Origin of the sequence: Streptomyces davaonensis JCM 4913 (assembly GCF_000349325.1) — a bacterium.
GTDB lineage: Bacteria > Actinomycetota > Actinomycetes > Streptomycetales > Streptomycetaceae > Streptomyces > Streptomyces davaonensis.
In genome coordinates this window covers 1,049,147-1,063,572 of the sequence record NC_020504.1, presented here as the reverse complement: position 1 = coordinate 1,063,572, position 14,426 = coordinate 1,049,147, and the positions used below count along the sequence as shown (strand labels likewise).

Annotated in this window: 12 protein-coding genes; 4 read left to right on the top strand and 8 right to left on the bottom strand. The window is 70.2% G+C overall.

Annotated elements, in window-relative coordinates; translation table 11 throughout:
* The first annotated feature begins 45 nt into the window (after positions 1–45).
* Complete coding sequence (locus BN159_RS04695) at positions 46–696, top strand: hypothetical protein (protein WP_015655761.1); 651 nt, start codon at positions 46–48, stop codon at positions 694–696.
* Here BN159_RS04695 and BN159_RS04690 read toward each other — a convergent pair whose 3' ends face one another.
* Entirely contained in the window at positions 697–3,870 is a 3,174-nt protein-coding gene (locus tag BN159_RS04690) for a CHAT domain-containing protein (protein WP_041818819.1), read from the bottom strand.
* Between the two features lie 216 nt (positions 3,871–4,086).
* Here BN159_RS04690 and BN159_RS04685 point away from each other — a divergent pair, with 216 nt between their 5' ends.
* Complete coding sequence (locus BN159_RS04685; RefSeq protein ID WP_015655759.1) at positions 4,087–4,782, top strand: L,D-transpeptidase family protein; 696 nt, start codon at positions 4,087–4,089, stop codon at positions 4,780–4,782.
* A 35-nt stretch (positions 4,783–4,817) separates the two neighbouring features.
* On the opposite strand, the gene BN159_RS04680 is transcribed toward BN159_RS04685, so the two are convergent.
* The 4 genes from BN159_RS04680 to BN159_RS04665 are packed head-to-tail and all read right to left on the bottom strand — an operon-like array spanning position 4,818 to position 9,295.
* Complete coding sequence (locus BN159_RS04680; RefSeq protein ID WP_015655758.1) at positions 4,818–6,020, bottom strand: Gfo/Idh/MocA family protein; 1,203 nt, start codon at positions 6,018–6,020, stop codon at positions 4,818–4,820.
* A gap of 14 nt (positions 6,021–6,034) precedes the next feature.
* On the bottom strand, positions 6,035–7,378 hold the full coding sequence (locus tag BN159_RS04675) for an ABC transporter substrate-binding protein (RefSeq protein WP_015655757.1): 1,344 nt from the start codon (positions 7,376–7,378) through the stop codon (positions 6,035–6,037).
* Positions 7,379–7,388: 10 nt separating this feature from the next.
* Complete coding sequence (locus BN159_RS04670; protein WP_015655756.1) at positions 7,389–8,312, bottom strand: carbohydrate ABC transporter permease; 924 nt, start codon at positions 8,310–8,312, stop codon at positions 7,389–7,391.
* A 17-nt stretch (positions 8,313–8,329) separates the two neighbouring features.
* A complete protein-coding gene (locus BN159_RS04665) occupies positions 8,330–9,295 on the bottom strand; it encodes a carbohydrate ABC transporter permease (protein ID WP_015655755.1) in 966 nt (321 codons plus the stop codon).
* A gap of 175 nt (positions 9,296–9,470) precedes the next feature.
* On the opposite strand from BN159_RS04665, the gene BN159_RS04660 reads away from it, so the two are divergent.
* Together BN159_RS04660 and BN159_RS04655 are read left to right on the top strand one after the other, a co-directional pair.
* Positions 9,471–10,631, top strand: a complete 1,161-nt coding sequence (locus BN159_RS04660; protein WP_015655754.1) for an ROK family transcriptional regulator — start codon at positions 9,471–9,473, stop codon at positions 10,629–10,631.
* A gap of 111 nt (positions 10,632–10,742) precedes the next feature.
* Positions 10,743–10,928 (top strand): hypothetical protein, encoded by a 186-nt coding sequence (locus BN159_RS04655; protein WP_015655753.1) that lies wholly within the window; start codon positions 10,743–10,745, stop codon positions 10,926–10,928.
* Positions 10,929–10,967: 39 nt separating this feature from the next.
* Here BN159_RS04655 and BN159_RS04650 read toward each other — a convergent pair whose 3' ends face one another.
* The 3 genes from BN159_RS04650 to BN159_RS04640 form a co-directional block, all read right to left on the bottom strand.
* Positions 10,968–12,350 carry a S1 family peptidase gene (locus tag BN159_RS04650; protein WP_015655752.1) on the bottom strand — a complete coding sequence of 461 codons (1,383 nt, stop codon included), beginning with the start codon at positions 12,348–12,350 and terminating at the stop codon, positions 10,968–10,970.
* Positions 12,351–12,454: 104 nt separating this feature from the next.
* Complete coding sequence (locus BN159_RS04645; protein WP_015655751.1) at positions 12,455–13,273, bottom strand: SAM-dependent methyltransferase; 819 nt, start codon at positions 13,271–13,273, stop codon at positions 12,455–12,457.
* A 46-nt stretch (positions 13,274–13,319) separates the two neighbouring features.
* The gene (locus tag BN159_RS04640) at positions 13,320–14,351 is read right to left on the bottom strand and encodes a hypothetical protein (protein WP_015655750.1); all 1,032 of its coding nucleotides are present in this window, start codon (positions 14,349–14,351) and stop codon (positions 13,320–13,322) included.
* Between the last annotated feature and the right edge of the window lie 75 nt (positions 14,352–14,426).

The window sequence follows — 14,426 nt, the reverse complement described above, 5'->3', positions numbered from 1 at the left end:
GGTTGATTACCGGGTGTCGTGGTCGGTCGTGGGGGAGGAAGAAGCATGGACGACCTGGTACCCGTCGATCTCGTGCCCCGTCCGGTGCTGCACGGCGTGCAGGACGACGAGCCCCAGCGGGAGGTGTTCTTCATCGGGCGGCGGCCGATCACCTGCCCGCTCGACCTGACGACCGCCCCCGAGCACCTTCGCGCCTACGCGGAGGAGAAGCGGGGGCAGGTGGAGTTCCGGCAGCTCGTGCTGAACGTGTCGCTGCGCCCGAAGCCGGGCGAGCCCATCCGCCGGGTCGTCCTGACCGTGCGCACCGTCCCCGCCGACGTCACCGAGGAACTGCTGCTCAGGGACCTCGATCCGGTCAAGCTCAGCAAGGCCGTCCAGCGTCAGTCCACGATGACCCTCAAAGGCGGGCTGGGCGGCGTGGGCCCGGAGGGGGCGCGAGGCGCGCAGTACGAGAAGGACGACCCGTACCTCGTCGGCGACGGCATCGACACTCCCGAGGCCCAGTGGGAGTTCCGGCAGACGAAGAGCCAGGACCTGGAGGGTTCCCAGCGCCTGAAGGTCACCGTGGAGCTGCCGGTCGGTGGGACGGGCAGCTACCGGCTGTCGGCGGGGGTGACCATCCGCCGCAAGCGACTCGGAGTCATCGGCTACAACGCGCGCTTCCCGCGCGGCTGGGAAGACGTGCCCTGCCGTTGATCACCGCCAGTCGCCGATCAGTGTGAACGCGCCCCAGTCCCGGTAGGCGGGGAAGGCGGCGCGAGTGGTCTGCTGGGCGTGCCGGAAGGCGTCGCGCTTCGTGGCCTCGGCCAGCAGGCACCGGTACAGGTCCTCGTAGAACAGGGTGGCGACCGGTGCGGTCACCGGCCACAGCACGCCGATCACCGTGGACGCGCCCGCCAGCATGAACGCGGCGGGCAGTCCGCGCAGGTTGTCGTTGAGGTCGTAGCGGCCCAGCGCCGACTCGCAGGCGCTCAGCGTCACCAGATCCACGCCGCGCAGATCCAGACCGAGGACCTGGTGAGCGAACAGCCGTCCCTCCCCGGAGTCGTCGGCGTCGAGGTAGAGGCACTGGTACCAGGGCGCCTCGGCGTCCTGGGAGCCGTGGGCGGCGATGTGCACGAAGTCCACTCCGGTCATGGCTGCCATGAGGGCGGTCGGTGTGGTCGCTCCCGAGCGCAGCGCTCGCGCGCCACGGACCTGTGCGGTCAGCTTCTGTACATGCGCTGCGATCTCTGGCTGTTCCCGCAGCCCGTACCGGGTGCCTCCGGCGGCGGAACCGGCGATGAGGAGGCGGCGCCCGCGCGATGCGGTGCCGGAGGGCCGGGGCAGGCACTGGGCGCTGGTCGCGACCGTGGTGACGGTCCAGTCGTCGGCCAGGGGGCGGCCGTCCGCGTGGAGCAGGTGGAAGGGCAGGTAGTGCAGGGGGCCGTGCGGCCAGAAGCAGAGGTGGGTGCGGCCCTCGGCGCGCCATTGCCGGAGCAGATCGGCGCTTGCGCCGCTGAGCCTGAACTGCTGTTCCAGCAGCGTCGCCCCGTGCCGGGTCACCGGCTTTCCGCCGGGGTCCGCGTTGATCTCCTCGCGCAACTCCGCGACGTCGAATGCCGGCCAGGTCCATGCGTGACTGATGTTCTCCTCCGGGTCGTGGGTCCTGATCAGACCGCCGGCGACGTTCAGCAGCTCCGCGCCCAACGCCAGATCCTGACCCGACACGGCGGCCGTCACCAGAGCCGTCCGGGAGCTGTACGCACCGGCGTGGTTCTGGACGCGGTCTGCAAGGAACAGCGAGATGAAGACCGTCTCCGCACCCAAGCCCTCCCGCGATAGCTCGCCGATCTCCAGCAGATCGGGCCGATACATCTCCTGGTACTTAGGGGCATGTGGGCCGTGGATCATGTCCGCGCTCAGCAACACGTCGGCGACCCTGCGCAGATGTCCGCAGTTCGCCTCCGCGCCCGCATCCGGGGCGCTCTCCATGGAAGTGAGGAAGAACAGACCGGACAGGCCGTCGGGTTCGGTGCCCGAATCCCCCGTGGGCCCCAGCCGGTCCGGCACATAGGGTCCTTCGTCGCTCTCCCGCTCCGCGATCCTCAGGTTGAGCTCCCGCACCCGCTGTGTCGCGGGCCGTGGGCCCGGCGCCTGCATCAGCAGCCGGAACGCGTAGGCCTTGAACAGCACTTGGTGCGCGGCGGACAGCGAGGCCGACTCCGCGAGCAGGACGAGCCGTACGACCTCCTGGCCCAACTCGCGGACGAAGCTGCTCCGTTCGTCCTCGGCGCCGACCAGCCCGGCCACGACCGGTTCGACGGACATCAGCAGCAACAACGCGTCGTGGTCCGAGCGCTCGTGGGCCGTGTGCTCGGCCGACTCCAGGGCGTCGTTGACGAGGCCGGTCACGAGACCGGGCGACCTGTGGCGCATCGCCAGCCGGACCAGATCGGGGGCGGCGAGCGTACCGGCGAGGAGCGCCTCCCGGTGCCTCCCCTGATCCCGCAGCCACGCCGCGTACCGCTGACGCAGGCCCGCCGCCACGGAGTCGAGCAGCCAGGCGTGGGTTCTCCGGAACCCGCGGTCCACCTCGGCGATCCCGTCGAGGACCTCCACCGCCTCCCCGAGGTCCTCGTCCGGGGCGTGCAGCACGGCATGCGCCAGTGTGGCGGCGCGCTCGCCGGACGGAGCCCGGCGGCACAGTGCCTCCGCCATCGACCTGAGCTGGTCGAAACCGGCAGGGCGGGACGGGCACCGCAGCCGGTTGCCGGGGAAGCGATGGGCGAGGTCGCGCCATACCCACGGAGCGACGGGCAGCACCTCGTGCTCCGCCAGAAGGGCGTGGACCGCCTCCCAGATCTCCCGCAGATCGCGGCGGTCCTCGACGAACACGGACACGTCCGCCAGCGTCCGAAGGAGTTCCGGACCGGGCACGCGCCGCCGCAGCTGCGGCAACGACATCGTCAGCAGCGACTTCAGCCGCGTCGGCGCGGACGCTCCGTACCTGCGGACGACGGGTGCGACGGTCTCGTAGTACTCGCCGACCGAAGTGGGTCGGTTCGTGGTGAGCCCTATGTGCTCGACCGCGTCGCGCGCGGCCGTCCAGTACTCCTCCTCCCGCCCGGGATCCAGGCGCGCCAGGAAGGGCAGGATCTGAGCGCGCTTGAGGTGGCAGAACCCGCGCAGGGACGGGGGCGCCTCGCGCAGGGCCGCGTCCAGCCGGGCCAGCGCGTCCGTGAGCGCGGACCCCGGCTCGGGCATGGCCTGATCGGGGTCGAGGCTCCAACGTCCGTAGTCCGCGTCCGCAGCCTTCGCCGAGTCCGCGAAGCTGACGGCCAGCACCTTCTTGACGTTCAAGCTGTACGGATCGGACCACCGCACGAACGAGCCCGCGATGTCCTCGGGGTCGAGTTTGCCGCAGTAGGGCCCGGCCAGCAGCCACGCCGCGGCGACCCGGGACTCGGTGAGCTCCTCCCGCTCCGCCGCGGTTGCCACACTTCGGCGGGCCGGCATCGCGCGGTCCGGTCGGCTCTGCTCGGCCAGTGCGCGTTCGAGCAGTTCCGTCTGGAGGTCGGCCGTGCGCAGCGCCGCGCGGAGCCTGCCGCCCCAGGGCCGGTCCAGGAGGGTCAGGCGGGTGATCTCCACGAACCTGTCGGCCGCGGGCCACCAAGCGGAACGGCGGCCTGGCCCGTACCGGGACTCGACCAGGGCGAGAATCAACTGCCACCAGTGGTAGGCGATCTCCGGGTTCCTGGGGAGAAGCTGGAGCGCCCCCAGGAAACAGTCGTCCAGCGCACCCGGCGTGATCGCGACGCGGGCCCCTTCCCGCGCCCTCCTGAGAGCCTCCTGCTCCGACAGGCTGCGGTTCGCGACCTGACGAGCCAAGAGATAGAGACCATCAAACGGCGGCCCGATGTCGATGCGGCGTCCGTTCCCCCGAGGGCCATGCGGCGACATGCCGGGATTATCCCCTGATCCAGCCACGAAGTTCACCGTTTCGTCACAGCCGGATCCGCCCTACAACTTCCACCCCCGCGCGCCGGTCTAGCTGGCAGAGAAACGCGGGACATCGCGTCGTACCGGTGGAAGGGAACGCCGATCATGGGGGACATACGCAGACGAGGGGCCGTCATCCTCGGGATCACCGCGCTGACGGCACCGCTCGTCGTCGCGCTCGGGGCCGCGCCGGCGCAGGCCGCGAGCTGCACCTCGCAGACCGGGCCGTATCAGAAGAAGGTGGAGAAGTTCCTCGGCCTGCCGGTCGACGGCAGGCAGTCCGCCTCCGACTGCAAGGCCATCCAGGCGTTCCAGACCAAGCACGGGATCAGCCCGAACGCGGGTTACGCCGGTCCCGTGACCTGGGGCGTGATGGACCTCATGAACAAGCAGAAGGCCGTCGGCAACACGCCCAACAAGGACGGCAAGTGCCCGGTCAACAAGGGCCGGATCGCCTGTGTGAACCTGACCCTTCAGCTGAGCTGGATCCAGGACGGCGAGAGGCTCGTCTACGGCCCGGTCCCGGTGCGCACCGGACGCAACGGCTACGAGACCCGCACCGGCCTGAAGAAGATCTACTGGCGCAACATCGACCACGTCTCCTCGATCTACGACGTGCCGATGCCCTACGCCCAGTTCTTCGACGGCGGCCAGGCCTTCCACTCGGTCGGCGTCAGCATGTGGAACCCGCCCGGCTCCCACGGCTGCGTCAACATGACCAAGACCACCGCCAAGAAGTACTGGTCACTGCTGAAGAAGGGCGACGACGTCTTCGTGTACGGACGCAAGCCGGGCACCTGAGCCGACCCAGGCACCCGGCTCGCGGAGCCCGGACGTCACGCCTGCGGCGCGTCTCCGAAGTCCGGGATCTCCAGCCTCGCTCCGCCCTGCCGCGCCGACTCGTGCGCGATGATGCCCGGCAGGGTGTAGCGGGCCGCCACCCAGGCGTTGACGGACGGCAGGGTGCGGGTGTTGACCGCGGTCACGAAGTCGTCCACCAGGAAGTGGTGGCTGCCTTCATGGCCGTTGGGGAGGTTGTCGAACACCCGGGGCAGCCGGGCGCGCTCGTGCACCGGTGCCGAACCCGAGGTGAAGGCGGCCCGCAGGTCGGGCGCGATGTGCTGGAGTGACGGGTCGTCGGGGGACAACGTGGGCTTGGGCTCCAGCAGTTCGCTGATGTCCTTCACCCCGTTCTTGTCCTGCCAGAACGCGACCGTGGCGAGCTGCTCCATGCTCGCCTCCGTCCCGAAGAAGCGGAAACGGGACTCCCGGATGTGCGAGGGGTAGCCGACCCGCCGGAACTCGTTCGTACGGAACGAGCCGCCGCCCGCGACCTCGAACAGCGCGGTCGCGTTGGAGACGTCGTTGTCGAACTGGCTGACCGACCGGTCGAAAACGCCGTCGCCGCGTTCGTCCACCACCCCGATCGCCGACACGCTCACCGCGTGCGTCTGCCAGGCGCCGAGCACTCCGCCCACCGCGTGCGTGGGGTACAGCAGCGGGGGATAGGAGGCGGTGGCCTTCCAGTTCTCGCCGCCGCTGTACTGGTACGCCTCGTAGAACCCGAGATCCATGTCGTGGACGTAATCGCCCTCGGCGTAGAAGATCCGCCCGAAGGCGCCCTCGGCGATCTGGTTGCGGGCGTGGACCGTTGCCGGGTTGTACTGGCTGGTCTCGCCCATCATGTAGGTCAGTCCGGTCGTTTTGACCGCTTCGATGATCGCCGCGATCTCTTCGGTCGTGATGGCCATGGGGACGGCCGAATAGACATGCTTGCCCGCGTGGAGCCCCTGGAGCACCAGCGGGCCGTGCGTCCAGCGCTGGGTGAAGATCGCGACCGCGTCGACGGCCTTCGACTCCAGCATCGCCTCGTACGAGGGGAACGTGCCCGACAGCCCTTCCGCGGCCGCCAGTTGCTCCGCACGCTCCGGCAGCAGGTCGGTGACGTGGACGTCGCTGACGCCGGGGTGCGCCAGGAACAGCTTGGCGAAGCTGCCGGAGAACTGCCCGGCGCCGACGATGCCGAGGGAGAACGTCATGGAGTGTGTGCCTTTCACTGGCCGAGGATGAAGTTGATCTGGTCATTGGTCTTGGTCAGCCCGCTCGCCGGGGCGCCGTTGGCGAACACGTCCTGCATCGCCGGGCGCATCAGGGCGTACACGTCCGCCGCGTAGTCGGTGATCGGGAAGGAGAAGGTCGTGGCGTGCTCGCTGTCGGTGACCGGTTCGGTGAACGCGGACACGTCGATGCCCTTCTTCTCGTAGGCGGCCACCGCGGCCTCGGTGCCGTCCGGGGTGGCGGGGAAGACGATGCCGTAACCGCCCACGGTCTTCTGGCACTCGTCGGAGGCCAGGTAGGTGACCCACTTCTTCGCGCCCGCCTTGTTGTCGGCGTTCTTGGTGATGGAGTCGGCGAGGCCGTTCATCATCGTGGCGCGTTTGCCGGTCGGGCCGGTGGGGGTGACGGCGGTGCCGACGTCGAGGCCCTTGGTGCTGAAGTAGGTGGAGATCATCCAGGCGCCGTCGAAGGAGGCCGCCGCCTTGCCGGAGGCGAGCTGGGCGTTGGCCGGGTTGGCGCCGTCGGTGTAGTCGGTGAACGGCGCGAGATAGCCCTTGTCCGCCAGGCCGAAGTACCAGTCGATCACCGACTGGAAGGTCTCGTCGCCGTACTGGTACTCGGTGCCCCAGCGCGCCTTGTCCGTGTAGTGCCAGCCCGCGGATGCGGCGAACGGGCTCCAGGTGGTCTGTCCGTCGCTGTCGCCGGCGCCGCCGGTGGCCAGGCCGTACACCTTGACGTCGTTCCTGTCGAAGCCCGGCTCGTCGCCGCGTTTGCCGTTGTTGTCGACGGTGAGACGGGCGACGGCCTTCTCGAAGCTGCCGCCGTCCTCGGGGTTCCAGGACAGGGTGTTGAGCTCCTCGGCTGTGAGGCCCGCCTCCTTGACCATCTTCTGGTTGTAGAACAGGGCGACGGTGTCCCAGTCCTTCGGGGCGCCGTAGCGATGACCGTCCTGGCCGGTCCAGTTGGCGGCCAGGCCCTCCTGGTAGGCGGAGTCGTCGATGCCCAGGTCGTCCAGCGGTTCCAGCACCTTCAGGTCGGCGAACTGGCCGAACTTCTGGATGTGGTCGGTGAACACGTCCGGCTCGGTGCCCGCGATGAAGCTCGCGGTGAGCTTGGTCCAGTAGTCCGCCCAGCCCATCTGGGTGATCTTCACCTTCAGGCCCGGGTTCTGCCGCTCGAAGCCCTTGGCGCACGCCTGGTACGCGGGCAACTGGTTGGCGTCCCACAGCCAGTACGTCACCGTGTTCGAGCCGGCCCCGGTGGTGTCGCCCTGACCGCAGCCGGACACCAGGGACAGGGCCAGCGCTCCGGTCAGCGCCGCGACGGTACGAATTCGCATTCTGGTCCCCTTACTTGACGCCGGTGAAGCTGATCGTGCTGACGATGCGCCGGGCGAAGAAGCCGAACAGCAGCAGCATCGGGAGCGCGGCGATGAGCGTGGCCGCCATCAGTCCCGACCAGTCGTAGCCGGACTGCGGGGTCTGCGCCCGGAAGATCGCCAGTGCCACGGTGAGCACCCGCGAACTGTCGCTGTAGGACACCATCAGCGGCCAGAAGTAGTCGTTCCAGGCGGTGATGTACGTCAGTACGCCGAGGGTGAGGATCGGGGTGGACGCCATCGGCAGCATGACCCGGAAGAAGATCCGGATCTTCCCGGCGCCGTCGAGCAGGGCCGCCTCCTCGACCTCCCGGGGCACGTTCATGAAGAACTGGCGCAGGAAGAACACGGCGAACGGGGTCATGAACATCGTCGGCAGGGCGATGCCCAACAGGTTGTCGACCAGGCCGAGTTCCTTGATGAGCACGAAGTTCGGCAGCAGCGTGAAGATGGTCGGCACCATCAGCCCGGCCAGGAACAGGGCGAACACCTTGTCCCGGCCTCGCCAGCGCAGCCGCGCGAAGGCGTAGGCGGCCATCGCGGAGAAGAAGATCTGGCACACGCTGATCAGTGTGGACACGATGACCGAATTGATCAGATACCGCCAGAACTTCAGCCCGCCGCCCGAACCGCCCTGGGCGATGGCCTCCTCGGTCGACTGAAGACCGAGGGCGCGTTCGAAGCCGCCGGTGGTCAGGTCGACGGGGAGCGGATCGCCGGGGTGCGCGGCGAGCGCGGCGTTGGAGGAGAGCGCGGTGCGCAGGATCCAGTAGAACGGCAGCAGGGTGATCAGTACGATCGCGGCCATCGCCGTCCAGGCCACGATCCGTCCCGGGGAGAGCCCGCGGCGCCCGGTGGGCCGTACCTTCGTGGTGGTCGCCGTCACGGCAGCCATGTCGGTCGCTCCCTCCGTCAGCCGAGGTCGCTCTGGCCGGCCCGGGTGAGCCGGTACTGGAGGAATGTGATGGCGCTCAGCACGACGAGCAGGGCCACGGACATCGCGGAGGCGTAGCCGAACTGGAAACGGCCGAACGCGGCGCCGTAGATGTAGTACTGGAGGACATTGGTGGCGTTGGCGGGCCCGCCCGCGGTCGTCACGGCGACCGTGTCGAACACCTGGAAGGAACCGATCACCGTCATGATCAGGACGACCGCGAGGACCGGCCGGAGCAGCGGCATGGTGATCCGCCAGAACATCCGCCACTCGCTCGCGCCGTCGACCTTCGCCGCCTCGTACATGTCGTTCGGGATCGCCTGGAGCCCCGCGAACAGCAGCAGTGCGGTGTAGCCGACATGGCGCCACACATTGATCAGGGCGATCGTCGGGACGGCCCAGGTCTCGTCGGCGAGGAAGGGGATCCGGTCGGCGCCGACCGCGGCGATGATCTCGTTGCCGATGCCGAGCTGGGTGTCCAGCAGCCACAGCCAGACGATGCCGGCGACGACGTTGGACATCAGATACGGCGTCAGTACGATCCCGCGCAGCACCGCCGACTGCGTCAGCCGCTGAAGCAGTACGGCGATGGCGAGCGCGGCGACGGTCTGGACCCCGATGTTGATGACCACGTACTCGACGGTGACCGCCAACGAGTCCCAGAAGATGGGGTCGTTGACCATGCGTACGTAGTTGTCCAGGCCGACCCACTCGGCCGGGGTGAGCAGGTTGAAGCGGGTGAAGCTGAGATAGACGCCTCGCAGCGTGGGCCAGAGCAGGAAGAGGACGAAGCCCAGCAGGGCGGGCGCCAGGAAGACGGCGGCCAGTCGGCCGTCACCGCCCGACTCCCGGGCCTGTGCCCGGCCCGTCCTCGGCCTGGTCCATGCCCCCTCGGCGCCGCCCAGGGGCAGACGCGACGGTGGGCTGCTGGAGGCGATGGTCATCGGGAGACTCCCTCGTCCGCGGCGGCTCGTCCTCGGGCATTTACTTTTGAGGCGAAAGAATCGAGCCGTCAAGAGGTGTGCGGACATCTTTTCCCCGCCGGGCATCCGACCGTACAGTGACCTCGTTGTTTCCGTGCCGAGAAAAAGACCGAACGAACTGAGAGGGTCGAGTCTCATGACCGCAGCCGTCGCCGACTGGCTTCCACTGAGCGCGGGGGAGCGCTCCGTGGCGATCGAGGTGCTCGTCGGCGGCCCGCTGTCGCGCACCGAGATCGCCCGGCGGCTGAACCTCTCCGCCGGCAGCCTCACCCGGCTGACCAAGCCCCTCATCGAGTCCGGCCTGCTCGTGGAGGTCCCCGAGACCGGAACCCCGCCCGAGGTGCGCACGGGCCGCCCCTCCCAGCCCCTCGACGTGGTCGCCGAGTCCGGCTCCTTCATCGGCTACAAGATCACCGCGGACATGGTCTACGGCGTCGTCACCACCCTCCGAAGCGAGATCGTCGCCCGTCTCGACCGCCCGCTCACCGGGCACGACCCCGCCGAGGTCGCCGATCTGCTGGCGGAGATGACCGCGGAGCTGGGCCGCGACTTCCCCCGGCTCGCCGGGATCGGCATCGGCGTCGGCGGCCTCGTCCAGGGCCGGACGGTCGTCGCCGAGTCACCGTTCCTGGGCTGGCGGGAGGTTCCGCTCGCCGCACTGGTCCAGGAGCGCACCGGGCTGCCGGTCGTCATCGAGAACGACGTCGCAGCCCTCACCGAGGCCGAGAACTGGTTCGGCTCCGGGCGCGGCCTCGATCGCTTCGTGGTGCTCACCATCGGCGCCGGACTCGGCTACTCCCTGGTCCTCGGCGGCCGGCGCGTGCCGTGCGAGGAGGAGGACCGCGGGTTCGGCCGGCACTGGATCATCGATCCGCACGGCCCGCTCACCCCGGACGGCGCCCGCGGCAGCGCTGTGTCGATGCTCACCATCCCCAACATCCGCTACCAGGTGCAGGCCGGCACCGGCCGGGACCGGACGTACGAGGAGATCCTCCGCCTGGCCGCCGCCGGGGACCCGCTGCCCGCCCGCGTCGTCGACGAGGCGGCCCGCGCCCTCGGGATCCTGCTCGCGCAGATCGCCAATTTCGCCATGCCGCAGCGGATCCTGCTGGCCGGGGAAGGAGTCGGCCTGATGGACGTGGCCGGGGAGAAGGTGATGCGGACCGTCCGGGAGCACCGGCATCCGCTCGCCGCCCCGCTGGACCTGGAGACCCGGATGTCCGACTTCCACGACTGGGCGCGCGGCGCCGCGGTCCTCGCCATTCAGGTGCTGGTGCTGGGCGCGGCCGAAGCCTGAAGAGGGGCGCGGACCTTGACGTATCACCGAGATCGGGACGTGATCAGCAACACGGTCGGTTATGTCCGTATTGGTCGTGCTTACTCACGTAGCCTTCACCTCTCCGGCCGTATGCTTCACAGCATGTCCACCAGTGTTGAACCCGTTTCCGATCGCTCGGCTGACGAGGTCAACGAGGAGATCCGGGCCCTGTGGCGCCGGGCGGGCGGGACACTGAGCGTCGAGGAGCGCGAGGAATACCAGCGCCTCGTCATGGAGTGGGCCGCAGCGGCCCCGCAGCCGGTGCACGCCGCCTGACGCTCCCCGAGGACCCTCGAAGACCTCTTTCCCACGAACTCACCCCCAAGTCGCCGAGTAGTACCGCTGATACGCCTTGCGGTCCTGCTCGGCCCGGATGAACCGCGTCGCCACCAGCGCGACCAGCGACCCCGCGATGATCAGCAGCCCCGGCCCCACGTTCCGCGGATCGGCCAGCCGGGACAGCAGCTGCGCCCCCTCGTCCCCGCCGCCGACCGGCGCCGAGGAGCCCGGAGAGGCCGCCCCCGGCGCGATCGCGCTCTGGGTGGCGGACGCCGACGGCTCGGGCGCCGCGCTCTGCTGCCCGCCGCCCTGGCCACCACCCTGCCCCGCCGCCGTGATCAGCTGCACGCCCACCTCGGCCATGGCCTTGGTCACCGGCTGGAAGAACGTCGTACCGCCCGCCTGGCAGTCCCCGCTGCCGCCCGAGGTCACCCCGAGCGCGACACCCTCCGAGAACAACGGCCCACCGCTGTCTCCCGGTTCCGCGCACACGTTCGTCTCGATCAGCCCGGTCACCGTGCCCTCGGGATAGTTCACCGTCGCGTTCAGCGCGGTCACCGTGCCGTCCCGCAGCCCGCTGGTGCTGCCGCTGCGGAACACCCGCTGCCCGACCGAGGGATCGCTCGCCCCGGTGATCCGCACCCCGCGTCCGTCACCGATGGCCACCACGTCGGCGCCGTCACCGGCGTCGCCGCTCGCATACTGCACCAGCGAGAAGTCGCCGCCGGGAAAGCTCCCCCGGACCGTGCTGCCGACCTGCTCGCGGCCCTGGGTGTCGGCGAACCAGACCGAGCCGTTCGGCCCGCAGTGCCCGGCCGTGAGGATGAAGTCACGCTGCCCGTCGGTGACGTTGAACCCCGCCGAGCAGCGCCCGGCGGTCGACAGGATCGGCAGCGCGCCGTTCAGCCGCGTGGTGAAGGTGCCGTCCGTGCGCTCCATCCGTACGAAGGAGCCGATCCCGCCCGCGACGTCGGTCAGTTGCGACCAGTCGGCGCCCGAGACGGTGCTGTCGCCGCGGACCACGACCTCGTTGGTCCGGTAGTCCATCGCCCAGGCCGTCCCGGTCACCCGGGGCGCCGAACGCAGCGTGGACGCAGCCGACTTGAGCTCGTTCATACTGTGCGACACCAGCTTCGGCTGCGCGCCCGCCCGGCGCACCTCGGCCGCGGCCTGCTCATCGGTCACCGCGACCACCGGCCGCCCGTCGGCGCCGATCCAACTGCCCGCCGTACGGGCGGTGCCGAGCCGTTCGACCAGACCGGCACCCGTGTCCACGGCGGAGCGCACCGACGCGCCAGGCGCGGTGTCCGAGGGCTCGCTCGCCACGGCGCGGGTGACCATCGCCGAGCCCAGCAGCAGTCCTCCGACGGCCGCCAGCCGTGTCACTCGCCGGACGATCCGTCGTCGTGCGTGCCTCATGCCTGGCTCCCGAACCCCGAACAGCGCGATTCCAACACCGCGAGGCGCATCCGGAGTTGAGCGCCCTCAGTCCATACGTGGCCGAGGGCGCCGGTGTTCACCGCTCACCGCTTGCGGCCCACTCCGCCGTAGAGCGCCACCTCCGCGGACCCGGGGTCCTCCGGGCGCCAGCGCGAGCACGACACCACGCCCGGGTCGAGGAGTTCGAGCCCGTCGAAGAAGCGGGCCACGGCCTCGGGGGAGCGCTGGGTGAGCGGGGGCGTGCCGTGCTCGTTCCAGAACCGCACCGCCCGGTCCACGTCCGGCATGGCCGGGCTGGTCACCGTGTGCGACAGCACGAGATGGCTGCCCGGCGGCAGCGCGTCCAACAGCCTCCGCACGACGCCGTACGCTTCCTCGTCGTCGCCGAGGAAGATCACCACCGAGAGCAGCAGCAGGCCCACCGGGCGGCTGAGGTCGAGGGTGGCGGCGGCGCGTTCCAGGATCGCCTCCGGATTGCGCAGGTCCTCGTCGAGATGGTCGGTACGGCCCTCCGGAGAGCTGGTCAGCAGGGCGCGGGCATGCGCCAGCACCAGTGGGTCGTTGTCGACGTAGACGATCCGCGCGTCCGGGGCCAGCCGCTGCGCCACCTCGTGCGTGTTGTCGGCGGTGGGCAGCCCGGTCCCTATGTCGAGGAACTGGCGGATTCCGGCCTCGACGACCAGATGACGCACAGCGCGGCCGAGGAACTGACGGTCGGCGCGGGCGTAGTCGCCGATGGCCGGATGCAGCTCCCGGATCCGGTCGCCCGCCACCCGGTCCACCTCGTAGTAGTCCCCGCCGCCCAGCCAGTAGTTCCAGATCCGGGCCGTGTGCGGCTGGAGGGTGTTGATACGGGCGCGCAGCGACGCTCGGTCGGCCGCGGCCGACGGGTTCTCCCTCACGGGACGGCTCCTGCGATGGCTGGATCGGTTGGTGTCAACCGGCAATCTAGACGCCCGAGTTGATGTTTGCCGAGGGTGCTGCGCATTCCGTTTCCGGCACCCCGAGCAGCACCCGGCCGGCCTCGTCGCCCCATACCGACGCCGGATCCACGTACGGGCGCAGCAGCGCGGCCAGCTCCGGATCGGCCCGGCCGCCCAGCTCGTCGTCGGCGATCTTGCGGGCGATCCCGGCGAGGAAGTCGGCGAGCTGCACTCGCGGATCCTCCCGCGCGACCACCAGCTCGACGCCGGCGAGCCGGACCCCGGCCCGGCGGGCGCGGGCCTCGATCCAGGCGATCCGCTCCGGTGTCAGCATGTTCTGCCGGTCGTGGACCAGCCGTACCGCGGCCCCGCCCGCGCTCCAGTACGCGGCGGTGGCGACGATCGCGGGCAACAGGGGATTGAGCACCGGGATCAGGGGCGGGCCCGCCGTCAGCCCCGCCCGGTAGGCGTCCGCGCGGGGGCGGGCCGCCGCGAGCCGGTGCAGGGTTTCGGCCACCTCGTCCGCGGCGGCGAGCGGCTGCACCGCTGCGACGGTACGGAAGAAGGTGTCGACCGGCGCCTCGGGCTCGCCCTCGTTGCGCACCCGCAGCAGCTGGTTGGCGGCCTGGAGGAACTCCCGCCAGCGCTCCGGCCCGAACAGCTGCGGGCCGTGCCGGTACAGCGGGAGGGCGGCGGTGGGGTCGTCGAGCAGCAGGTCGACCGCCCGGTCCACGACGAAGTACGCCTTCTCGATGAGATGCACCTGGGCGGTGCCGTGGATCGGCCCGGCGGGAGCGAGCAGCCACTCCAGGACCGCGCGGTGCTTCTCCCGGAGCAGATGGTTCGCCTTGTACTCCTCGGCGGGGGAGCGGATCCGGTCCCGGATCTCCTGCACGTACGCGGCGGCCACCGGCACCGGCAGCCGCACACTGGCGTGCGCGAACACCTCGGTGTTGCCGCCGGTGAGGTTCTCGCCGTCCGAGCCCGACTCGTCGCAGCCCACCTCGATCAGCCGGCCCCGCGCCGCCGGTCCCGCGTCCCCGCCATCGCCAGTCACCGTGCAGCCCCCTGTCGTGTGCACCGGCTCCAGCATCCCCCACGAGGGGCCCGCGGGGCTCCTGCTTAAACTGCC

Coding starts and splice junctions, on each gene's coding strand:
- BN159_RS04695 (WP_015655761.1), top strand. CDS start 46: ATGGACGACCTGGTACCCGTCGATCTCGTGCCCCGTCCGGTGCTGCAC.
- BN159_RS04685 (WP_015655759.1), top strand. CDS start 4,087: ATGGGGGACATACGCAGACGAGGGGCCGTCATCCTCGGGATCACCGCG.
- BN159_RS04680 (WP_015655758.1), bottom strand. CDS start 6,020: ATGACGTTCTCCCTCGGCATCGTCGGCGCCGGGCAGTTCTCCGGCAGC.
- BN159_RS04675 (WP_015655757.1), bottom strand. CDS start 7,378: ATGCGAATTCGTACCGTCGCGGCGCTGACCGGAGCGCTGGCCCTGTCC.
- BN159_RS04670 (WP_015655756.1), bottom strand. CDS start 8,312: ATGGCTGCCGTGACGGCGACCACCACGAAGGTACGGCCCACCGGGCGC.
- BN159_RS04665 (WP_015655755.1), bottom strand. CDS start 9,295: ATGACCATCGCCTCCAGCAGCCCACCGTCGCGTCTGCCCCTGGGCGGC.
- BN159_RS04660 (WP_015655754.1), top strand. CDS start 9,471: ATGACCGCAGCCGTCGCCGACTGGCTTCCACTGAGCGCGGGGGAGCGC.
- BN159_RS04655 (WP_015655753.1), top strand. CDS start 10,743: ATGCTTCACAGCATGTCCACCAGTGTTGAACCCGTTTCCGATCGCTCG.
- BN159_RS04650 (WP_015655752.1), bottom strand. CDS start 12,350: ATGAGGCACGCACGACGACGGATCGTCCGGCGAGTGACACGGCTGGCG.